Source organism: Nostoc sp., assembly GCF_036919615.1.
Taxonomy (GTDB): domain Bacteria; phylum Cyanobacteriota; class Cyanobacteriia; order Cyanobacteriales; family Nostocaceae; genus Nostoc.
Window position 1 is genome coordinate 14487 of the sequence record NZ_JBALCN010000088.1, and the last position, 21620, is coordinate 36106.

Below are 21620 nucleotides of genomic sequence, written 5' to 3' on the forward strand. Positions count from 1 at the left end.
GGAAGAAAATATTGGGTTGATGCTAGGAAACCTAATCTACGGCGAACCTGTACCCTTAATTCCCTCTAATTTCGACTAACGCTTCGCCAGATTGCAAAAGCTCTAATGCTTCTGGCAATATTGAATTCAGAATCTCTTTCAATCGGTCATTTGACGTATTGCCACACGTCAACCAGATAACTTGTGGCGGTGTTCCAAAACGATCAACTAAGTCAGCAAAGTCGCTATCTTTGGTTATGAAGATGACTCCTATAGCCCTCGCTGCCTCGAAAATCTCAGTATCTTCGGCATCTCTCAACCCAACATCACGCAAAGCTAATGCCGTTATGCCGAATGTAATGGTGATCCAAGTTGCAATTGCAGGTGACAGATGTGCATCTATCCAGATCGTCATGCGACCAAAACGGGATGATTGAGCTTGCGTGAAGCGTACACAAGCGCTGCTTTAAGATCATCCGCTTCCAAATCAGGCATTTCTTCTAGGATTTGTTCGGCAGTCAGTCCTGCTGCAAACAAGTCGAGTACATCTGATACCCGAATTCTCATGCCTCGGATACAGGGACGACCACCACACTGTTTGGGATTAACTGTAATTCTTCCAAGTAAGTCTAACATAAGGTTTCACTCGGAGATAGTCTTTAACCCAGTATATGTAAAGTAGGCCCTCCTTACATCACTTCTGACAAATTAACGTGATCCTTCTCCACATTGTAAGTATCAATAAAAAAATGGAGCGATAGTACTTCTATCATGAAAAGTGTTTAAGATTGTGAGTGCAAAAAGATGTTGTGTTTTATAGTGTCAAACTAACCTACAAGATTAGCGATCGCACTTTTGCAATACAACCAGGAAGTGCAGAAACCTCTGCCCAGAAGCTTCGTTCCTCTGCTGGATGAATGACTACTATGATTTTCATGTGTTTATCGAATTCGTCACGAGCCTATATTAGCAGCTATATCTGCTTGTTCTCAAGTTGTGATCGCCACAATCATCGACTGACACTGGTAACCTCACAGAATAAACAGCCAGACAGCCCTATATAATTCTCTATAATTAGCCTGCATCTAGGACAGAATCACTAGGTTGACCTGATAGTTTTTCTCGAAAGGATACTCGGATTTCGTCAAGGATTTGCTCATACTCCCATTTATAGTTTTGGTTTCGCTCAATTTGCTCAGTAATTTCCTCTAAATGAATAGAACCTTCACGCAAAAACTTCTTAAAATCCTCTTTGGAACGAATTTCGATCAAACGTCGCTTTCCTAATCTAAAATTTTCAAATTTCTGTAAGATTGAAAACAACTGTGTACGATCTAATTCTTCAAAGAAAATTTCATTTTCATGCGTTACTTGTTTAGTTACTTTTAGTTGTTCAGCAAAATTAATAAGGGTATCCTCACTCACTCTGTCCCATAGGTCATTTCCTATCAATCGCAAACCTTGTAGGCTTTTCCAAGTATTGCAATAAGCCTCAAATTGGGATCTAGTATAATCTTGCCTTGGGCTTTGAAAGCCAATCTGCTGACCGAAAAAGGCAAGCTGATCGACAATATTAGCCTGATTGCTAACAAATTGTTGGTCTGTAATTCTGCCACTTGTACTTAACGTCTTCGCAGTTAAGCCATTTGAGTTTGAAGAAACCGCCTTGTGAGTTGGATCTGAATCTGATAACTTGTGCTCAACTGCCTCAAATAATGCCTCAAAATTTGACTGGCTATGAATATCTGGAGTTAATGTATTCATATTTTGAAGCATATCACTGATGAGATCAAATGTTGCTCTGAACTCTGTATATTGAGTTACTGCCTGTTGAAAGCTAGCCAAATTAGCATATGAAGGCAACATTCTGAGTTTGGAGTCTAGTTTGTTAATTTCACTATCCCAATGAATCATATAATCTACTCGATCAACAGGATCATAAATCTTGGCATCTGGGAAGATAATTGGGAAAATGCGATCGTAAAATTGACCGTTTTTTGAGACTTCTACGAGTTCAAGCATACAGTTGGGTGACTTCAAATATTTATCGCTGATTACCGCAATTACACATTTACCGGAACCAATACGCTTCATAAATTCTTTGATCAGCCCTTTGTAACCTAAGTCGCGTTTATCACGGACAATAGTAATGCCCTTTCCCTGAAATGTTTGATCCAATCGATTGACAAATTCCTCACTATCACCGCCCCAAGCATAAGAAAGAAAAACTTCTTTAGATTTCACTCGCATATCTGCTAAAAGGTGTATTGCTTTTGATTCAGTTATATCAAGTTAAAAGTTTTGTATCTACCTTTTATACTAAATAACAACGACGTTGCAATGCTTGTTTAAGTAAAGTTTGATATTCTTCATCCTCAACCCGATAAGCACCAAACCTCTCCAAATGAGGATTCATCATTTGGCCATCAAAAAACACAAATTTCCTCTGACGCAATCTTTCCACCAACTTTACCATCGCTACCTTCGAGCCTTCAGGAATGCGGTAAAACATCGACTCTCCAATGAAAGCACCGCCAATGACAATCCCTAAAATTCCCCCAGCTAATTCATCACCCTGCCAAGTTTCAAAACTATAAGCATAACCCTTCTGGTAAAGTAGCCAGTAAATCTTCTGCAATTCCGGTGAAATCCAAGTTGTTTCGCGGTTAGCACACCCAGCCACCACAGCTTGGAAGTCCCGATTAATAGCCAGACTAAAACGCTCTTGATTGAGAACACGCTGCAAAGACTTAGGGTAGCGAAACCGCTCATCCAAGGGAATGAAAGTCCGATCGCGACTTCCGTACCAACTCAGGCGATCGCGCTCGTCAGCCATGAGAAAATAGCCTTGTGCATAGCCTTCAACAATAGCAGCGAGATCATATTGCATAAATAAATATAAAAAAACACTCTTAGAAACGCAATTTGATGCTAATTAGTCATTCTTTGCGTTACTCTGCGTTTCCCTCCGCGTCCCTCTGCGTTTAAGATAAAAAAGATGACTCAACCAATTCCACCCATCACCCTACCATCACCTGAAAACCCCCTACTCGAAGGTGAATGGTTACGAGAGCGCTTACAACGGTGGCTAGATACAGAATTTATCCCCGAAGCAGTCAACCAAAATATTGCCCAACGAGCCGCACAGATTTTTGTGCGTCAACGGATGGAAGGAGAAAACGACCTTGGTTCTCTGGTAATTGCCATTGTCACAGAGATGCAGTCGTATGATTTTTCCAATAGCTTCTATGGAGAGTTTGCGATCGCCAACGCCGTTAGCGATCTACTCTTAGAAAGTCTGGGAATTGATAAGTGTTGTGGTCAATAGAGGTTAGGAGTTAGGTTTGTCTCAATTCATAACTCATAAACGCCACTTGCTACAACAGGGGGAACCCCCCTTCGGGTTCACCAGTCGCCTACGGCGGGAAACCCGCCTACAGCGCTGGGTTCACCGCAACGCAGTGGCTCCTGATCACTCATAACTTTTCTACCAACTAGACTTAACAACTCCAGGCAAAAGACCTTCATGCGCCCATTCCCGCAGCACGTTCCGAGACAACCCAAAATCGCGGTAAACACCTCTAGAACGACCAGTCAACCAGCAACGGTTGCGGTGGCGGGTGGGCGCACTATTGCGGGGTAGCTGTTGAATCTTCCGGTGGATTTCTAGCTTATCCAGAGGAGATTCTGCACTTCTAAACTCATCCAGAAGAGCTTCCCGCTTGTCAGCATACTTTTCTATCAACTTGGTGCGTTTTTTCTCGCGCTCAATCAAGCTCTTTTTTGCCATACATTTTTTAATTTATTTAAAGACAGCATTTTCCATTCTACAGTCTCTCTATCAATTCTGGGGTTACTCGTGTCACTTACCCTATAACCACTGGCTTATTTGCAGCAGGGCACAAATCGGCAAGCTCACAAGCGACGCAGACGGGAGAGCGGGCTTTACAAATAGCACGACCATGATAAATCAGCCGAATTGACCAATTTTCCCAATCAGCCTGCGGCAATAAACCCATTAAATCTTGCTCAATCCGAACAGGGTCTTTTGCTTGAGTTAAACCCAAACGTTCGCTAAGGCGCTTGACGTGAGTATCTACCGTCACCCCAGCATTAATGCCATAAGCATGAGCCAAGACTACATTTGCTGTCTTCCGCGCCACACCTGGAAGCTTTAACAACTGTTCCATTTGGTTGGGGACAACAGAGTTAAACTCAGTGACAATCATCCGACAGGCGGCTTGAATATTCTTGGCTTTATTGTGATAAAACCCAGTTGAACGCACCAAGCTTTCTAATTCTACCAAGTCCGCGATCGCTAAACTAGCAGCATCAGGGAACTGACTAAATAAAGCTGGTGTAACCTTATTCACCCGCTCATCAGTACATTGAGCAGATAGAATCGTTGCCACCAACAGTTGCACTGGTGTTGAATAGTTTAAAGAGCAAGTAGCATCTGGATAAAGACGCTTCAGACGAGCTAAAATTTCTAGCGATCGTTGCCTTAAAGGTGAAAGTTTCTCTTTCCTACTCCTCACTCCCTACTCCCTACTCCCTATTTTCAGTTAACGCTCACTGGAACAATCTTTGCACCCATTGCAATTCGCTAGTTAATTGGGTGGTTTCTTTAACTATCAGAAAAATTCCTAACCCTAAGAGTAATACCAAACCGGTTTGCATGACACCTTCTTGAATACGGGCAGGCACAGGCTTACCACGCAAACCTTCAATCAGCAGAAAAGCGAGTTGTCCGCCATCCAAAGCTGGTAAAGGCAAAATGTTGATCACAGCCAAATTAATGCTGATAATTGCGGCAAAAGACAACAGGTTTGCACTATTATCAGCAGCTAATTTTGCACCTATTTTGACAATATTAACTGGCCCAGAAACTTGTCCAGCAGTTTGTTGAAAATTGGTAATCAACTGCCCAAAACCGCTGAGTGTTCCAACAAATAATTGTTGAAACCTGTTAGCAGCAATGCCGAAAATTTCAAAAGGACTATTAGGACGGCGATAAACTGCTGTAGCATTTGGACTAAGTGCCACACCAACTACACCTTTGCCATCGGCTCCCAGTTTTGGGGTTAATTTCAGAGATTGTTGTTGGTTTTCACGCTGAATTTTCAGTTCAATTTGCTGATTAGGATGAGTTTGAATTTCTTTTGTCAGCAAAGCCGTTGACTTTTCAGAAGCAGGGAGTTCCTGACCATTCACAGCCAGAATAATATCTCCTTCCCGAATTCCTGCTTGATAGGCAACAGATTCTTGATTAACAGGCTGTACAAGGACACCAGCTTGAAAGTTTAATTCCTTGGGAATCCCGACAATACCTAATTGCAGAGCCAAGACTAAGTAGGCAAATATTAAATTTGCGATTACTCCGGCACTGATGACGATCGCCCGGTCTAAAATTGGACGATTACGCAGTAGATTCGGGTCATTGGGTGGAATATCGCTATCGGGATCATCATCGGGAAAGCCGACAAAGCCGCCCAAGGGAAAGGCACGGACAGCATATTCGGTTTGTGAACCTTGGTACTTAAAAAGAACTGGGCCAAAACCCAAAGAAAAACGGTTAACCAGAATGCCTTGAGAACGTGCTGCAACAAAATGTCCCAACTCGTGTACCAAGATCAGAACAGCCAAGACTGCGATCGCTGCTAAAACTGACATAGAGTAAATTAGTGAAGATATTAAGCCATAGTTATCTCCATTCTAATTGGGCATTGAGTATTGGGCATTGGGCATTATTAAAAGACAAAAGACTAATGACTAATTACAAAACTTCACGTCCCAAATAAGGTTGCAGCGCTTCTGGTATCCTCACCGTCCCATCAGGTTGTTGATAATTCTCCAAAATTGCTGCCATAGTCCTTCCCACCGCCAAACCCGAACCATTGAGAGTATGTACGAATTGAGTACCTTTCTTCCCCGCCTCTTTGAAGCGAATATCAGCTCGTCGCGCCTGGAAATCTATAGTATTGGAACAGCTAGAAATTTCGCGGTATTTGCCAGAAGAGGGCAACCAAACCTCTAAATCATAAGTTTTGGTAGAAGCAAATCCCAAATCTCCAGTACTTAAATTTACGACTCGGTAAGGCAACTGCAACGCTTGTAAAATTGCTTCTGCATTCCCCACCAATTTCTCCAGTTCATCAAAAGACGCACTGGGTTCGACAAATTTCACCATTTCCACCTTGTTAAATTGATGCAGGCGAATTAATCCCCGCATATCGCGCCCATAACTACCAGCTTCGCGGCGAAAACAGGGAGTAAAAGCACAGTGGTAGATAGGCAAGTCTTCAGCAGCGAGAATTTCACCCCGATAGAGATTTGTAACTGGAACCTCTGCCGTGGGAATCAGCCACAAGTCGTCATCAGCGCATTTAAAGCTTTCTTCAGCAAACTTGGGTAACTGACCGGTCGCCGTCAAGGACTCAGTATTAACTAACAGCGGCGGACTGACTTCCACATACCCAGCTTGAGTATGCAGAGTCAGCATAAATTGAATTAATGCCCTCTCCAATGCCGCACCAGCGCCTATCAATGTCACAAAGCGACTTTGGGCCACTTTTACAGCTCGCTCAACATTCAGAATACCTAGCTTTTCGCCTATTTCCCAGTGAGGGAGAATATTCGGGTTTTGGGGAATGTACTTATCACCCCAGCGGCGCACTTCTACGTTATCTTCCTCATTCTTACCAAGGGGTGTAGAGTCGCTTGGTAAGTTGGGAAGTGCCAACACAAGTTGGGCAATTTCAGCTTTGAGGTCTTTTTCCTGGGGTTCCAATTGGCTCAACGTAGCTTTGACAGAGTTACCTTCATCGCGCAAAACTTGAATTTCTGGGTCTTGAGGATTGATCCCAGATTTAATCTTTTGCCCGACAATTTTACCGATTTCGTTGCTACGAGCTTGGAGTTGACTGCGCGTCCCCTCTAATTCCCGTTGTTGCCGATCTAACTGTAATATCGGTTCAATATCGTATTTGCCACTACGACTATTCAATCGTTCTTGAACTAATTGCGGATTTTCCCGTATTTGCTTAATATCCAGCACAGATTTTCTTAGTTTTTAGCTTAGAATCTTCCTGTAAATACAGTTAACACATAAGCATCCAGCATATAGTAATTTTGGTTTGCTGTGACTGAAAAAACAAAGTTTTTTCAAAAAATCAGTCTTAATCTATTATCAAAATTTTACCCTAGCATCACTGCCAGGGCTACGAAAGCAGATAATACATTTCACGAATCATGATCTGGTATCTTGAGTCACTGTCGTTTCAGTAACCTGAGCTAGACTCCGAGAGTTACCATTACTGTTAAGCTGTTCTACATTTATGTTGCAATTTGTTACGGAAAAGTAGGATAGAATTATGCAATTAACTTGTTAAATAAAAAAGATAAAAGAAAATTATTTACTCTCCCTGACTCTGCGCTTAGATTAAGGTTTGTTGATGCGATTGAGCAACCAAAGTGACGCCACAAGCCCAGCAAAGTGCGCTGAAACAGTGTTGGTATTTGCCTGTACTACAAGCATATCTAGACCACTAATAATCCGGGTGGGATCAAAAAATTGGGTAGTTATAGCTTGGGGAGATATAGATCTTCCTACCAGCGTCCCAACAATTGCTTGCGCCCCCAAAAGAGTCACCAGCGTTCCCCCTAAATTCACCCATAGTCCTAAGCGTAATACTTGCACAGTCTCACTTTTGCGAGGGCGGTTGCTGGGATTGGAGGATTCCAATTGCTTACCAATTCTAGTGTAACGGTAAGCTAAATAAATGCCTCCACCCAAAACAACCAGTCCACAAACTGCTAAAAATACGCCAAAGCCAGTCCCAGGATTATTACTAGGGCTGCCAGTTCTTTGATTAAAGAAGGCGAACAGCAGCACAATTATGCTAGAAACAACGCCTAGTACTAGCTGAATCCAGAAGCTAATCCAACCTGTAAGGCGAAAAGTTTGGGCAATTGCTCTAAGAGTTGAGGAAGATGATGGGGCATCGGGAGTTTGTGACATACTGATCACCAATGTGCTGGGCGCTTTCAAAGGACACAAAGACATAATAGAGTTGTCTGAGCAGCGGCTGACGCCGAACAGAACTTCTCCAAAAGGAGACGCTACGCGTAGCTGGCTTTTGAGTAGGGGTACGGGGGACATAGAAAGCCTTGTTGAGAAGTATCGCACTTTGCGTCTCTCCCTTTCTTAGTCTTTGCGTCTTCTTTGATAAATTTACTATCACACTTGCCAAATAGGACAAGAGATTTTCAAGTCGAGGAAATCAGAAATGGTTACTGCTTAGGTGTTTCCACAGCCGTAGCAGCTTTAACCCAGACACATGCCTTCTTCTTAAGCTCTTAGAATCTGCATTGGGAAAATCACTGTAAAACAAAGTGTTTCTAAAGTTTTACAGACAAAATTGTATTTTACCTGTAAAATTTCTTCGATGGCATTTTATTGCTTAAGCAGTTCTAACTAGCTCGGCATCACTTAACACCAAGATAGTGACTTCGCCACTGTCTGTTCGCTCCTCACCACACCGTATCGAGCTTGGGTAGGGGTACATTATTTTGTGTCCCTAAAACTCGCAAACTCGTCCCACAACTTCACAGGCGTGGGTAATTATTTGGTGTTTACGCTTTGGAAATTTAATCTAAGTAGCTTTATATACATTACTCCTTTAGCGGTAGCACTATATACTGACTACAAGGATTGTAGACCTTAACCTAAGGCATTTTTTTAGCCATTCACTAACCATGAAACTTGAGGATATATATCAATTCTTTGAGAATCCTCCGCCAACTTACCTTTGTCAGGAACTAGCAGTTTGTTACATACTGGCTGTTTTGTTACAAGGTGAATCCTACGGAACCGAATTGATTGAGCAATTAGAAACTGACTATTCCACCTATAGGCTTTCGGATACCGTACTTTATAGTGCAATCAAATTTCTGGAAGACCAAAAGGCAATCACTGGATATTGGAAGAAACTCGAAGGACGGGGACGCCCCAGGCGGATGTACCAAGTTTCTCCAGAATGGCAAGTTCAAGGACAGGATTTAGCTTTTCTTTGGCAAGACTACATTAACCGGAGGAGAAAGTAACAAATAATTGATAATGAATAAGTCTCTTGGAGTCAAACACTAACAATTAGTTATGGATACTGCTATTCTGCCATCTACGTTCCTGCTAACCTTGTTGTTATCGGTTGGGCTGTTTTTCTTTATTCGTGCCTCGACTAAAGACCGCACAGAAACAGCAAAATTGGTATCTGAGCAAGAAGAAGCTGCTTTAATGTCTCAATTAAAAGAGTATTTTTGCTCGCGGTCTTACCGAGTGGCAGCGGTAGACCGAGAACAAAACCAGGTGACTTTTGAAGGTAATGTTCGCCCCAGCTGGTTCTTAGCTATATTTCTAACTTTACTAGCAGCTACTGGTATTGTTTGTCTATCACTAGTCGTGTCCCTGCTTTTTCCTAGCCTCAGCACCCTTGTTCTGGCTATGGTACTGCTGTCGCCTTTAAGTGGTCTATTTTATTGGAAAAAATCTGGAAGACTTGAGAAGGTGTCGCTCAAAGTAGAAACAACTCAGAGCGAACAAACCTCCTTAAGTAAGATCACTGTAGTCGCCCATCGAGATGAACTCAGTGAGTTACAGAGGACTCTACAGCTCAAGCCTGGTGAATAATTGTTGGTTTTTGTGACCATCTTTTAACTATGATATGCAGACTTCTCACCTGACCTACTCTTTAGGCAATGGACATTAGGAAGGAGGAAATCAAGACTTCTGCTTTGTCAGTTTTCCCCACGACACAAGTCGTGGGGAAAAAATTTAAATTTATTAACTTAAATTTGTTGACAGAGCTTGATTAACCATTTACGGCATAAGAGCACAACTTCACTAGCGCTTTTGGACGCGCTTGGCTTTATACCCACTCCCTTCTGCATCATCAAAATAGTATCAACCCATGCAATAAGAGCGTGGTTTGAGACAAGTTTATTTTCCAACTACCTGGACTAGCCTTAAAAACCAAATCAACTCCAAACTAAAAAAAAATTAAATTTTGCATAAACTTAGCAATTTTGCCAGTTAATGATAGTTAGGAGCCACATTCAATGCGTAAGATGACCATTTCTGGTTCAACGACTAGCTAAAGCAAGAGGTTCTTGACCTGGGGAAGGTTCTAACACCCTCAAGCTGGGAAATAAGAAATGGTTTTCTTCTACGTATTGAGCACCAAACAGCCCCTTTTCTGCCCAGAAATAACGGTCTGTGGTGTGTTCATTTCGCTTTACGAGTAGCAACGCCGGTGGCAAAATACCTTCAGCTTGAATGAATCTTCTCGCTGCTGTCACAGGTTTTTCTTCGCCACTTTCGATGCTATATTGAGGCACATGTTCCAGAATCCGCCGTCCTTCCTGACGACGACGACTTTTCCTTTTGCGTCTCCTTGCCAATTTATTGTCCTCCTCTTTCAAGCTATAGATTGTAGTGATAGCTACAAAATCCGTCGTCATTATATAAGTTCTAGTTCAAAATATCAATAGTTTTTTACCTTTTAATGCAAGAAAATTAATATCTTTGGAGATAAATGAAACAAAAGCAGCTAAAAATATAATCCCTTAGTACAAACCATGACTAAGAAGATTTTAGTTAAGCTTTATAAAATGAGTGAGGTAAAAACTAAGTATCCTCTCTTAATCATGCCTTAAAATCTGTAATCTTGAGCAAGAGCTAAAAAATGTTAATGTCTGCCAGTTCCGATTTTCTGGCTCTGTGTCGAGAGCAAATAGCGCTACTAACCCAAGGGCTGGGAGCAACTTTAAGTATTGTGTACCTAACACAAGAATTGGTAGAGACTCCTTCAGGTGAGGCCAAACTGATTCCTGTGGTGATTTACCCGGAAACAGCATTATTAGCGCCAGGGGAGGAGATTGCTGAAGCGACAGTACACAAGCAACTTCAAGTTGGAAATGTGTTTGTATTACCCAATCATCAGAGAAGGTTATTGACAGCAGGGGCAGAATCTTCAACCTCTTCACGGGAGTCTGAGATCCCAGATGCGTCTCAACCCCATCTAAAAGAGGAATACCTACTTAGTGGGAACCAAATTGTTTTACCTCTGATTTATGAGGGTGTGATGATGGGGTTACTGGTGACAGGCAGGGAAGACCGCGCATGGAATGAACACGAGGAAAGTCAGATTCAACGGATAGCCCAAACACTGGCGATCGCTTGTATTCTAGATCAGCGGCGAGCATGGTTTGAGCAACAGTTGCGTGAGCAACAAATTCTCCAAGAAAAACAGCGGGATTTGCTGGATAACTTGTTGCATCAGTTTCGTAACCCATTAACGGCGTTGCGGACTTTTGGCAAACTGCTATTGAAGCGATTACGACCAGCAGACCCTAACCGAGATGTGGCAAATAGTATTGTGCGGGAAAGCGATCGCCTCCAAGAATTGCTGCAACAATTTGATCAAGTAATTGATTTGACAGAGGCAGATTTAGCACCACTACATCTAGCAGAAAATGAAGTATTTGTAGAAGCAACTATCCAAAAATCTGCTAAACCACCGTTATTATTGCCGGGAACGGGAGATAAAGCAGTTGACTGCTCGCTAGCAGATATATTAGAACCATTATTAATATCAGTTAAAGCAATTGCTCAAGAGCGAAAGCTAAAATTAATAACTGAAATTCAACAGAATTCACCCTTAGTACGTGCTAACGTCAAAGCATTACGAGAGGTATTAACTAACATCCTCGATAATGCATTAAAATACACTCCTAATGGTGGCAAAATTTTGATTCAGGCTGGGCAAGAAAAAGCTAATTTTCAAGGAATTGTGATTAGTGACAATGGGCCGGGCATTCCAACCCAGGATTTAGAGCATCTTGGAGAACGGCATTATCGGGGTGTACAAGCGCAAACAGAAATCCCCGGTACAGGTTTGGGGTTAGCGATCGCTAAACAATTAATAGAGCAAATGCAGGGCGAAATCGAGGTTTTCAGTCCTGCAATCAACTCTAAGCTAACTTCACCCGATGCGCCGGGGACTACGTTTATTATTTGGTTGCCGGAAGTTTAAAACTAAAAGTTAGGAGTTGGGAGTGAGGAGTTAGGAATTAGGAGTTTTCAATTAAAAACTCGCTTCAATTCACCACTCATCGCTCATAACTTATTATTCATCACTCATAACTCCTGACTATCTAAGTGAAACCAGCAAATTCTGATTGATCGTCATTTGTAAATCGGTATTTGGATCAATGGCGATTAAGTCAACACTCTTCTTACCAAAGAACAGACCAACCAACGCACCGATACCAGCACCACCCAAGACTTCTTCTGTGGCAATGGCGCGATCGCCAGTGACAGCAGATATCGCAGTTGCTGCACCTGCGCCCAATACAGTATTCTTGATAATTGAACCAGTACTAATGCCCTTTTTGACGGTTTCAGTTTTGGTAATCACTTCAGAAGTAGCGTTAAGCTGATACTCTTGACCACTGGCCAAAACTAGTTTCTCGGCAACGAATTGAGAACCGCCTGTAGCAGGTTTGAGTTGACCAATAACCTGACTACCAGCAGGAATCACTACAGATCCGTCTTGCGTAACCACGTTTTGGGATACTGTCAATGTCAAAGGTGCTGTTTCATCCTTTGTAACCAGAATTTTTTGTGCCTTGTCATATTTCACAGCAATAGCAGTCCCTTGGGGAATTGTGACTGATCCAGGCGTTGGGGTAGTAGACCCGATAGCCGCCACGACATAGGGCGAGTTAATTGCTGAGGCTTGATTTGAACTAACCAATGCTTGGTAAATAAAAGCTGCTACCTGGGCGCGAGTGGCCGTTGTGGTTGGATTCAGGAACTTCACATTCGGATAGTTCACCACAATTTTCTTCTCAGTTGCTGCTGCGATCGGGCTACGGGCATAGCTAGCGATGCTAGAGGCATCGTTGAAGTATTGCAGAGTGCTTTCGGTATTGCCGATGGGACTATATGCCAGACCGTTAGCGAGGGAAACCAAAACCTGCTCGCGGGGAATAGCTTGGTTAGGCTCAAAGCGATTTCCAGGATAACCTGATAAGAAACCAATGGTATAAGCTTGCTCAATAGCACTAGATGCCCAATAGTTGCTGGGCACATCAGTAAAATTGATTGCCTGCCGTTGCTGTGCTTTTTGGAAAGCTTTGTTGACCATAGCCGCAAATTGAGCGCGTGTCACCGGTTCTTCAGGGCGGAAGCTACCATCAGGAAATCCGGCAATTACACCTCGCTGTGACAATTGCTGAATAAATTGTGCTGCCCAATAGTTAGATGAAACATCAGAAAAAGTAGTTTGAGCTAAAGATGGTGAAGCTGTAATCAAAGGCGCTACAGTACCGACTGTGATGCTCAAAGCCATGAGTGCAGCTGTTCGAGATTGCCAACGATTTAAAGTAAGCATTATTTTTACTCCAGTATAATTAGTGTTTTTACTGTTAACTAATTAGACATTTGGTGAAGTTTTAGGTTCCCAATTATTTCTGTTCTTTGTAAAAACAATTACCTTTGATATATAGTGAGCAGCAAAAAATATCTGTCAAAAGAAGTAGGTAAGTAGGTGAGAATAAAACAAAGTAGGTTAAGTAATGTAAAAAATATTAAGATTGTTTTGTAGTAGGGGCTTCAGCCCTCAAATCAGGACTTTAGTATTTTCTACAAGACGCTGTTTGCATAGCTTGTTTCCCCAAAGGGGTACACTACAAACCTTTAATTATTTACGCCGATCTACTTAGGTAGTAGAATTGATCTAATCACCGTATTATCTTTTAGTACAATTAAAGAAATAAGTAAGTCGGCAAGAAAATTTCAATGTATTAAACATGGATACTGAGTCAGACGATACAGAGATAGAATAGTTGCTGTTAAATAGATTTTTTAGGGTTAAAAATGAAGGCGATCGCCCACTAGAGTTAAAGTGGCGATCGCCGATCAGGGGTGATTAAAGTCACAACTTGAATTGAGTTACGACATAGGGCGAGTTAATTGCTGGGGCTTGAGACTACATAGGGCGAGTTAATTGCTGAGGCTTGATTAGAGCTAACCAATGCTTGGTAGATAAAAGCTGCTACCTGGGCGCGAGTAGCAGTTGCGGTTGGATTCAGGGACTTCACATTTGGATAGTTCACCACAATTTGCTTTTTAGTTGCTGCTGCGATCGGGCTACGGGCATAGCTAGCGATGTTAGAGGCATCATTGAAGTATTGCAGAGTGCTTTCGGTATTGCCGCCAGGACTATATTCCAGACCGTTAGCGAGGGAAACCAAAACCTGCTGGCGGGGAATAGCTTGGTTAGGCTCAAAGTGATTTCCAGGATAACCTGATAAGAAACCAATGGTATAAGCTTGCTGAATGGCACTGGATGCCCAATAGTTGCTGGGCACATCAGTAAAATTGATTGCCCGCCGTTGCTGTGCTTTTTGGAAAGCTTTATCGACCATAGCCGCAAATTGAGCACGTGTCACAGGTTCTTCAGGGCGGAAGCTACCATCAGGAAATCCAGCAATTACACCTAGTTGAGATAATTGTTGAATAAATTGTGCCGCCCAATAGTTAGATGAAACATCAGAAAAAGTAGCTTGAGCCAAAGATAGCGGAGAGCATCCCACTTGGATGAGTTTGCTTTGCAAACGATAAGTCACTTGCCCACAAACAAAACCTGCGGACTTAGACTCTACATAAGTCCGTGTGGGCGGATTTTGTTTATCTAACCGCGATTTCCAATCACCGGATACTTTTTTTAGAGTGGGATGCTTACTTAAAAACTCTGAGTTTGCAATAATATCGTCAGTACCCTTAACACTTATCTTAGAACTATTGATGTAGATATTATGATCATAAATAACATTTTTATTTCTATTGTTACTGTTAATATCTTTGTCAGGAAAAGCATAGAGAATGTTTTTAGAAATTCTGACATCAGATGACAGGTTAGCAAATATTTGTCCGTCGTTAATTTCTGGACTCTGATTATTTAAAACAGCTGTGTTATTTACAATATCAACATGGTCACTTGCAAATGTATGAATGCCTGATCCACCATTATTAAATGTCAGATTATTTTTAACTAAAGTACGTCCTGTATATGCACTCAATTTTGAGTTACTCTGATCATTTCTTGAACTATCGATAATAATGCCATTACCGTCTGTAATCTTTCCGACTGCAATCCAGGGAATGTACATGCGATTGTTGTAGGTCTTGTTGTTGGTCACAAACATTTTGTATCCCCGGTTAGTGTCTGAATTCCAATTATTCAACATTGAAATACCACTAGCACCATAAACGCTGTACCAGGCATTATTAAACACCACGTTATTATCTACTGTCACATAGTCAGATTGCAGCACTGAAATACCTGCTCCTCCACAGTCATGCACTTTGTTGTTCAGAATACGGATATGATGAACATGACCATTGGTTCGTCCATCAACGTTGATACAGTTTCCACTCGTCAGGGGGTTTTGTTTGTTAGTCTTCTCACTCATTGCATAATCAAGGGTTATATTGGCATTGTTTCCTATAACCTCCAGCCCGTTGATCTCGATATATGAAGCTCCACTTGAAATCAGGATACCGTTCCATGTATTATGCTGAATTTTTGGGAAATGCCCAGGATATGCTTTATACCTAATCGATGCATTTGCAGTTCCAGAACGTTTAATGCTTACTACACTCACATCTTTGGGCGAATTTGTATATACTCCGTTCATAATCAATACTGTATCGCCAGGGTTGGTAAGGTCTGCTGCCTTTTGAATTGTCCTAAAGGCGGATGAAGTAGAGATTCCGCTATTTTTGTCGTTTCCAGTACCACTAACATAGTATATTTTCGGTTTTGAATTCGCGCTGATTAGCTTGCGGCTGGATAGACTCATTTCCTTGTTAGTGGATACCTGATGAACGTTTTCAGCTAAAGATACTTTTATCCTTTCTCCCTGAGCCAAAAGACTTAATATTACAGGAATTGCAAGATATGTGCTTAAACCGAAACCTTTAATTACCACAAGAAAATGCTCCTTTATCGCCACTACTTAATAAAAATATCAGGATATTCCGTAATTTGGAATACTCTTTTGAATAGAGAATACAGTGGAGCCGATTTTCTTAGCTCTTCCCATAGCGCAATTAAATAAGTATTCCAATAAATATCGATACTGATTAAGACGATATAGAGGTAGAAGAGTTGCTGTTAAATATAATTTTCTCCTGTTAAAAATGAAGGCGATCGCCCACTATAGTTAAAGTGGCGATCACCTATCAGGGGTGATTAAAGTCACGACTTGAATTGAGTTAAATTTAGTAGCGGGATTGTGGTACTAAATTCAAGTTAGAATTCAGTGTGAGTCTTAAATCTTGTGCAGGTCTGAGGACAAAAGCATTTCCTTGTTTTTTCCGCAACAGTACACTCGCACCCGCACCCGCAGCCGCACCGAGAACAGGTTTTAAATCGTCAATTCTGCGGTTCCCAGTAACTAGTGAACCTAAAACACCAGCACCCCCACCAATAGCTGCGTCAGTTAAAACCTGATTCGTGCTGGGTCCCCGTGAAACTCTTTCAGTTGTAGTATATGTTCGAGAACTTGCATTAATCGACTGACGCTGACCATTGGAAAATTCTAATTCTTGAGCTATAAACTGCACGCCTTTTCCTTGGTTATCATTTGTATCTCTTGTATCTCTTGAATAATTATCTAAGTCAACAGGTTCTAGCCGTCCATGTACTTTGGTACCAGCCGGAATTAAGACATTTCTATTTCTGTCGAGAATATTATTAGCTATTCTCAAAGTTAGAGATTTACTTTCCCCAGGAGCAATAGTAATTGTCTCTTTTTCGTAGGTAACAGGAAAAGTAGCTCCAGAAGCAATGGTAACGTTTCCATATTGCCCAGTTCTATATTGTGCATTAGCAGGAGCAAAGCCCAATAGGGGGCTAATGACGCTTGTTGTAACTGCTATTGCCATAAGTGCAGCAGTTCCAGATTTCCATTGATGTAGGCGAGTCATAAGAGGGTTGTCCTTTGTGTATGTGATGTATGTAATGACGGTGATTCACTGAGTTTGTTTCTGACTGTTTTTAAACCTGTCTATAGGCGTATTCCGAAGATAAAAGTACTTATTATGATCAGGAGTCTGTGCGATCGCGACGTCGAATAGCCCATCGTAGACATCGCTCCTCAGAATTTGTATCCTGCTAATGTGCGTCACTAAAATCACAGGCTAGACATTCATAGGACGCAAAATGAGTATCATTTTGTTCCCAAATGCTGCTTTATTCCTTATGTCCACATATCTAAGCCATTGAATAGAGGCGAATGTGGCTAACTGCGAACTCTTACTTTTATTCTAGATTGATTTGCTAGGACTTGGAAAATATTTTCGTTTTCTTAACGAATGATTTACCTGTGGGACTGAGAGATCAACTATCTGCTATATGTGTATTTAAGATTGCTGCTAACGCTGTTTAATCTCTGCGATCGGTAATAGTAATGTATCTTCTATTTGCTGTCGAACTTCACGGCTAACATAACAATCACTATTTAGGCAATCTACCAATAATTTATTGGCATCATAATACTGCTGAAGCAATTCCTTTTGCTCGTTACTGAACTGCCAATCATGACCAATATTACGATATTTAATCATTACTTCTCTTAATTCTTTACACCAAGCCTTTCCATTAGCTAACCACCATTTCTGAGATTCTTCCGAGTCTTGTCTGCTTGGTAGTTGATCTCGAAGTTTTTGCAGCAAATTCTTGAGTTCTGGGTCGAGGGATCGGGATCGGGAGAGGTCAAGGGATCGGGGGAGGTCGAGAGATTGGGAGAGGTCGAGGGATTGGGAGAGGTAAAGGTCGAGGGAGAGGTCGAGGGATTGGGAGAGGTAAAGGTCGAGGGAGCGGTCGAGCGAGAGGGAGAGGTCGAGGGATTGGAAGAGGGAGCGGGAGAGGGAGCGGTCGAGCGAGAGGGAGCGGGAGAGGGAGCGGGAGAGGGAGAGGTAATAGGCTCTAAGTGCAGCTGGTTTGTAAGAAACCTTAACAGAAAGAGATTTTTCTTTTACCCACAGAAGAAACTTTTGCAACCTATGATCATCAGCCACTATAAAATCAATTTTTTCTTTGATCAACAGCAATAACCGATCTGCATTTGGCGACATTACAACCGCAAGTAAAAAGACTTCCCGCCAGCGTTTCTCAATGATGTGGCTAACAATATTTTGCAACGCTTCCTCTGATGATTGTCTCACAACCACAAATTCTCTAGCTGTGAAATACTCATGAAATGTGAGGTGAGAAAATGAGTAAATACCTTTTGCCCTTGCTACAACTAGTCCATGATGATGCTCAATTGAACGCAAAACTTGCTCACTGTCAAGTTGCAATGCTTCTTCGTCAGTATTAGCATCGGTTAAATTGCGGATGTATTCTGTAATGTATTGTTCTGCTACTTTCTGTTTGAAGAAATATTCACTTCCCTCAAAGGTAGTCAAGGCTATTTTGCTGAGTAAATCTTCTTTGCGTTGGACTGATAGCTTTTTGTAAATCTGATCGCGTTGAATTCCCCGCTTGGCATCCCATTTTTTCAATAACGCATCTAGTCCTTCTTTATATAACTCAGAACGATTTGCAGGAAAATCCCCTGACTCTTCAAATGCTAAACAAAGCAACGTCAGCAGTAGTGGACTAGCGGCAAGTTCTTTGATGCGTTTATTTTCTTTGAGACGTTTGATAAAAGTTTCTAATTTTACTGCTTTATCCTTAAACCATTTATTGGTAAACTTTAAAATCTGTTCATCGTCAAAATCAGCAACTTCCACCTCTGTAAACTTCTCAAAGGTATACTCCTTTGCTGCAATCCGGCAAGTCATGACAAACTTATTTTTTAATAAACGATCAGAAAACTCACGAATTTCCTTTAATACACGGTTAGTATCCTCTTCTTTAACTTCATCCAACCCATCGAGTAAAACTAATGCCTTGCCATAGATTAGTACATCTCGAATAGAAGAAATAGGATTTATCGCCTCTTCAGTGATGTGTTGCAATAATCCAGGTTTGTTTGCAGCTTCGGCAAAGTTTTTGAGGGTGACAAAAATAGGTACATGTTCAGCCTGAAACTCACCTGCAATACACTGAATCGCTAAATACTTTAGAAACGTCGTTTTACCTGCACCTGGCTTACCCAATATCATCAACTTGGGATATTCTTCTACAGCCTTTAGTCCTGGTAATCGTTTTTCAGTAATTCTGTTAAGTCCAAAGAGGTCAAAATCCTGACTGCTACAGTGTTGTAATAATTCATCAATTCCTAACCGCCGCTGTCCAGTGATTTTCTCCAATATATTGACGCTGGTGTAAATGTCATTCAACCCAACGGGCTGAGTCATATCTAGCACTCGCATTGTGCCGCAGCGTTCTTGAATGAGGGGTTTTATCTTTTCGCGCACTTTTTGGACGATCGCATCAATATCAATGCTGTTATCTTGATTTATCTCTGGTTCACTAGCTGGTTCAGCAATTATTTCTTCCCACTCTAGATCTAGTCTGTCGCAAATCTGGACAAAAAGATTGCGATCAACAGGTTTACCTGTAAAGAATTTTCCGATTGGCTGGCGAGTTACTTCTAACTCTTCAGCTAATGCCTTTTGAGTTAAAGAACAGCGGATCAAAGCTCTTTTTGCTTTTTGGATATCTTCTGGAGAACAGGAAAGCGATCGCCCGGACATAAGCTAGCCACTACACTTTTGCTGATTCTAACTGCCAATTTGGCAATTCATCCTCATCGCATACACAAGTTATTCATATCTCAAGCCTGTATTTAAGCCTACAACAACCACCCGCCTGTAAAGCTAGGGATGTAGTGATTCAAAGGATTTGGGAGTAGATCAATGTTATCCAAGAAATTTCCTCTCAGGGATGAAGTATTAGCTACTGTAATGCTGATTACGGTGATTGGTTCTCTAACTCTTGCAGTTATCGACGAGAAGAGTCGCCCTCAATTTCTAGATTTAACAAAATTCGCTATCTATAGATACATATATTGAACTGTTGATACCTCGGTCAAGGTCAAATGATGTCTAGGACGGGCTACGCCTACGCAACTAGCCAAACTCGAATTATATCTTGGCGATTAGAAGTCGCACAACCATAAAAACGAAACCCGCCAGTGCGGGTTTTAATTTTCAAGGGATTTTACGAGTCACCTTGAAAGGGTTAGTCCGATAAATTTTTGATGCGATCGCAGCAATTCTTATGCTGAGTTAAAATTTATTCAATTGCCATCAACAAGTATGAAATATGGAGGTATGTAGCGGTTCTCAATTGCGTGGGATACTGGAGCCAGTTGTGTAGACGGGTTAACAGACTTGAGTGAACTGGCGTACTGTTCGTAAGACTTCCTGCAGGGTACAAAAACCGCTATAAACCTCATATTGGAGTTGGAAAATTCTCTAGTGTAATTACATCCTTAAGGGCGAACAGCAACAGCTATTTTAACCGCCAAAGCTTTTAGTATTTCTTCTCCAAGAATTTTTTCCGAGACATCAGGTATATCCCTATTAAGGATACACCTGCGACTGTTGCAGGTTCGGGTATGGTTTTGATTTTGCCATAAATAGCTGTTCTAATTGTAGCTCCTTCAAGGCCCTTAATACTTAGCTGGCGAACATCTGGATTAAAGCCAGTTAGCTCAAGCGTGTATTTATTTCCTTCAAAAGTGAAACTACGATTACTCAAATTTCTGTCTATAAATACAAGGTCTGCATTCTTTTCAGCATCTGTTCCTTCGTTAGGTGTATTTACTAGACGCAAGTTGAAGTCAAAAACTTGGTTGATTCCAACGGCCGGGCTGAAGGATACATTCAGATTGAAAGGTATAAATTCAACGCTTGTACCTTCAACTACCGTTCCATTAAAATAAGTTAAATCACCTATTTTAAATGCAGAATTAATGTCAGTTGAAAAGGAATTCCCATTAAAGGTAAGTTTATTTGAGCCTGTTATTGTACACCCACTAGGAGTATTTGGAATTGGACATACATTAGGATCACCCCAAGTAAATGTGTTGCTTCCCACACCCGTATATAGGGGATTGGTATCTATACTTCCTGGAGTAGGTTCTCCCCATGTAGCATTAGAGTCACCAGAAAAAGTTAGAGCATCTGCTTGACTAGAGAAACCAAATACTGTGGTCGCACTCACAAAAAAACTAGAGATCGCAGTAACGAAAACAAAACTTAATTTCATAAACTTAGGTTTTAACTATCATTTGGGAACTTTATCAAGTAGGTTTACAGTCTACCGTAGTAAGTTTCCAGTCTACCGTAGTAAATTTACGGAAAATATGCAAATATCAAGTTGCGATTTTTATGAAGTATTTATTTACTTAGCGATATTTTATTGAAAAATTTATATTTATTAAGCTTACTTTATGGATTGTTAAAATGTTTTACTATTTTGTAATTAGTAAAACTGTTTGCGACGCCGATAGCGAGTCTTCAAGCGTCATAGCCCATTATAAACATCGCTATCTTACTTACTTCCCTCATGATTGTCAAGTTGATATCAAGCTACTTTTTTTGACACTCTCCACCC

19 protein-coding genes and 2 pseudogenes are annotated in these 21620 nt (G+C 41.4%); 5 read left to right on the forward strand and 16 right to left on the reverse strand.

Features of this window, described 5'->3' with window-relative positions:
• Positions 1 to 55 precede the first annotated feature (55 nt).
• The 4 genes from V7K48_RS24205 to aat all read right to left on the reverse strand — a co-directional run bounded on the left by V7K48_RS24205 (position 56) and on the right by aat (position 2869).
• Positions 56 to 394 (reverse strand): DUF5615 family PIN-like protein, encoded by a 339-nt coding sequence (locus tag V7K48_RS24205; RefSeq protein ID WP_335076116.1) that lies wholly within the window; start codon positions 392 to 394, stop codon positions 56 to 58.
• Positions 391 to 615 (reverse strand): DUF433 domain-containing protein, encoded by a 225-nt coding sequence (locus V7K48_RS24210; protein WP_335076118.1) that lies wholly within the window; start codon positions 613 to 615, stop codon positions 391 to 393. The genes V7K48_RS24205 and V7K48_RS24210 overlap by 4 nt, the downstream gene beginning before the upstream one ends.
• Before the next feature lie 438 nt (positions 616 to 1053).
• Positions 1054 to 2223 carry a toll/interleukin-1 receptor domain-containing protein gene (locus V7K48_RS24215; protein WP_335076120.1) on the reverse strand — a complete coding sequence of 390 codons (1170 nt, stop codon included), beginning with the start codon at positions 2221 to 2223 and terminating at the stop codon, positions 1054 to 1056.
• Positions 2224 to 2293: 70 nt separating this feature from the next.
• Positions 2294 to 2869, reverse strand: a complete 576-nt coding sequence (gene aat / locus V7K48_RS24220; protein ID WP_335076122.1) for a leucyl/phenylalanyl-tRNA--protein transferase — start codon at positions 2867 to 2869, stop codon at positions 2294 to 2296.
• A 108-nt stretch (positions 2870 to 2977) separates the two neighbouring features.
• Between aat and V7K48_RS24225 the strand changes: the two genes are divergently transcribed.
• Together V7K48_RS24225 and V7K48_RS24230 are read left to right on the forward strand one after the other, a co-directional pair.
• A complete protein-coding gene (locus tag V7K48_RS24225; RefSeq protein ID WP_335076124.1) occupies positions 2978 to 3307 on the forward strand; it encodes a hypothetical protein in 330 nt (109 codons plus the stop codon).
• 16 nt (positions 3308 to 3323) lie between these two features.
• Positions 3324 to 3461 carry a hypothetical protein gene (locus V7K48_RS24230; protein ID WP_335076126.1) on the forward strand — a complete coding sequence of 46 codons (138 nt, stop codon included), beginning with the start codon at positions 3324 to 3326 and terminating at the stop codon, positions 3459 to 3461.
• Between the two features lie 5 nt (positions 3462 to 3466).
• Here V7K48_RS24230 and rpsN read toward each other — a convergent pair whose 3' ends face one another.
• The 5 genes from rpsN to V7K48_RS24255 form a co-directional block, all read right to left on the reverse strand.
• Complete coding sequence (gene rpsN, locus V7K48_RS24235) at positions 3467 to 3769, reverse strand: 30S ribosomal protein S14 (RefSeq protein ID WP_335025020.1); 303 nt, start codon at positions 3767 to 3769, stop codon at positions 3467 to 3469.
• A gap of 76 nt (positions 3770 to 3845) precedes the next feature.
• On the reverse strand, positions 3846 to 4517 hold the full coding sequence (nth, locus tag V7K48_RS24240; RefSeq protein WP_335076128.1) for an endonuclease III: 672 nt from the start codon (positions 4515 to 4517) through the stop codon (positions 3846 to 3848).
• 34 nt (positions 4518 to 4551) lie between these two features.
• Positions 4552 to 5652, reverse strand: a complete 1101-nt coding sequence (gene rseP, locus V7K48_RS24245) for an RIP metalloprotease RseP (RefSeq protein WP_335076130.1) — start codon at positions 5650 to 5652, stop codon at positions 4552 to 4554.
• A 103-nt stretch (positions 5653 to 5755) separates the two neighbouring features.
• Positions 5756 to 7036: a serine--tRNA ligase gene (serS, locus tag V7K48_RS24250; protein ID WP_335076132.1), complete on the reverse strand. Its 1281-nt coding sequence runs from the start codon at positions 7034 to 7036 to the stop codon at positions 5756 to 5758.
• 384 nt (positions 7037 to 7420) lie between these two features.
• Positions 7421 to 7999 carry a DUF3611 family protein gene (locus V7K48_RS24255; protein ID WP_335076408.1) on the reverse strand — a complete coding sequence of 193 codons (579 nt, stop codon included), beginning with the start codon at positions 7997 to 7999 and terminating at the stop codon, positions 7421 to 7423.
• Positions 8000 to 8736: 737 nt separating this feature from the next.
• On the opposite strand from V7K48_RS24255, the gene V7K48_RS24260 reads away from it, so the two are divergent.
• Positions 8737 to 9084 carry a PadR family transcriptional regulator gene (locus V7K48_RS24260; protein WP_335076134.1) on the forward strand — a complete coding sequence of 116 codons (348 nt, stop codon included), beginning with the start codon at positions 8737 to 8739 and terminating at the stop codon, positions 9082 to 9084.
• A gap of 52 nt (positions 9085 to 9136) precedes the next feature.
• Complete coding sequence (locus V7K48_RS24265) at positions 9137 to 9667, forward strand: cofactor assembly of complex C subunit B (RefSeq protein ID WP_335076136.1); 531 nt, start codon at positions 9137 to 9139, stop codon at positions 9665 to 9667.
• 452 nt (positions 9668 to 10119) lie between these two features.
• On the opposite strand, the gene V7K48_RS24270 is transcribed toward V7K48_RS24265, so the two are convergent.
• Complete coding sequence (locus V7K48_RS24270) at positions 10120 to 10437, reverse strand: DUF3155 domain-containing protein (protein WP_041566316.1); 318 nt, start codon at positions 10435 to 10437, stop codon at positions 10120 to 10122.
• A gap of 284 nt (positions 10438 to 10721) precedes the next feature.
• Here V7K48_RS24270 and V7K48_RS24275 point away from each other — a divergent pair, with 284 nt between their 5' ends.
• On the forward strand, positions 10722 to 12071 hold the full coding sequence (locus V7K48_RS24275) for a GAF domain-containing sensor histidine kinase (protein WP_335076139.1): 1350 nt from the start codon (positions 10722 to 10724) through the stop codon (positions 12069 to 12071).
• A gap of 117 nt (positions 12072 to 12188) precedes the next feature.
• Here V7K48_RS24275 and V7K48_RS24280 read toward each other — a convergent pair whose 3' ends face one another.
• The 6 genes and pseudogenes from V7K48_RS24280 to V7K48_RS24305 form a co-directional block, all read right to left on the reverse strand.
• Positions 12189 to 13433 (reverse strand): S-layer homology domain-containing protein, encoded by a 1245-nt coding sequence (locus tag V7K48_RS24280; protein ID WP_335076141.1) that lies wholly within the window; start codon positions 13431 to 13433, stop codon positions 12189 to 12191.
• Positions 13434 to 14025: 592 nt separating this feature from the next.
• Positions 14026 to 14658 (reverse strand): annotated as a pseudogene (locus V7K48_RS24285) (S-layer homology domain-containing protein); the annotation flags it as partial.
• A gap of 714 nt (positions 14659 to 15372) precedes the next feature.
• Positions 15373 to 15906, reverse strand: a pseudogene (locus V7K48_RS24290) (right-handed parallel beta-helix repeat-containing protein); the annotation flags it as partial.
• A gap of 421 nt (positions 15907 to 16327) precedes the next feature.
• Positions 16328 to 17035, reverse strand: a complete 708-nt coding sequence (locus V7K48_RS24295; RefSeq protein ID WP_335076143.1) for a conjugal transfer protein TrbI — start codon at positions 17033 to 17035, stop codon at positions 16328 to 16330.
• Between the two features lie 447 nt (positions 17036 to 17482).
• Entirely contained in the window at positions 17483 to 19753 is a 2271-nt protein-coding gene (locus V7K48_RS24300; protein ID WP_335076145.1) for an NACHT domain-containing NTPase, read from the reverse strand.
• Between the two features lie 781 nt (positions 19754 to 20534).
• The gene (locus tag V7K48_RS24305; RefSeq protein ID WP_335076147.1) at positions 20535 to 21272 is read right to left on the reverse strand and encodes a choice-of-anchor K domain-containing protein; all 738 of its coding nucleotides are present in this window, start codon (positions 21270 to 21272) and stop codon (positions 20535 to 20537) included.
• Between the last annotated feature and the right edge of the window lie 348 nt (positions 21273 to 21620).

Coding starts and splice junctions, on each gene's coding strand:
- V7K48_RS24210 (WP_335076118.1), bottom strand. CDS start 615: ATGTTAGACTTACTTGGAAGAATTACAGTTAATCCCAAACAGTGTGGT.
- V7K48_RS24260 (WP_335076134.1), top strand. CDS start 8,737: ATGAAACTTGAGGATATATATCAATTCTTTGAGAATCCTCCGCCAACT.
- V7K48_RS24225 (WP_335076124.1), top strand. CDS start 2,978: ATGACTCAACCAATTCCACCCATCACCCTACCATCACCTGAAAACCCC.
- V7K48_RS24265 (WP_335076136.1), top strand. CDS start 9,137: ATGGATACTGCTATTCTGCCATCTACGTTCCTGCTAACCTTGTTGTTA.
- V7K48_RS24300 (WP_335076145.1), bottom strand. CDS start 19,753: ATGTCCGGGCGATCGCTTTCCTGTTCTCCAGAAGATATCCAAAAAGCA.
- rseP (WP_335076130.1), bottom strand. CDS start 5,652: ATGTCAGTTTTAGCAGCGATCGCAGTCTTGGCTGTTCTGATCTTGGTA.
- V7K48_RS24275 (WP_335076139.1), top strand. CDS start 10,722: ATGTTAATGTCTGCCAGTTCCGATTTTCTGGCTCTGTGTCGAGAGCAA.
- V7K48_RS24205 (WP_335076116.1), bottom strand. CDS start 394: ATGACGATCTGGATAGATGCACATCTGTCACCTGCAATTGCAACTTGG.
- V7K48_RS24280 (WP_335076141.1), bottom strand. CDS start 13,433: ATGCTTACTTTAAATCGTTGGCAATCTCGAACAGCTGCACTCATGGCT.
- rpsN (WP_335025020.1), bottom strand. CDS start 3,769: ATGGCAAAAAAGAGCTTGATTGAGCGCGAGAAAAAACGCACCAAGTTG.
- V7K48_RS24255 (WP_335076408.1), bottom strand. CDS start 7,999: ATGTCACAAACTCCCGATGCCCCATCATCTTCCTCAACTCTTAGAGCA.
- V7K48_RS24305 (WP_335076147.1), bottom strand. CDS start 21,272: ATGAAATTAAGTTTTGTTTTCGTTACTGCGATCTCTAGTTTTTTTGTG.
- aat (WP_335076122.1), bottom strand. CDS start 2,869: ATGCAATATGATCTCGCTGCTATTGTTGAAGGCTATGCACAAGGCTAT.
- V7K48_RS24295 (WP_335076143.1), bottom strand. CDS start 17,035: ATGACTCGCCTACATCAATGGAAATCTGGAACTGCTGCACTTATGGCA.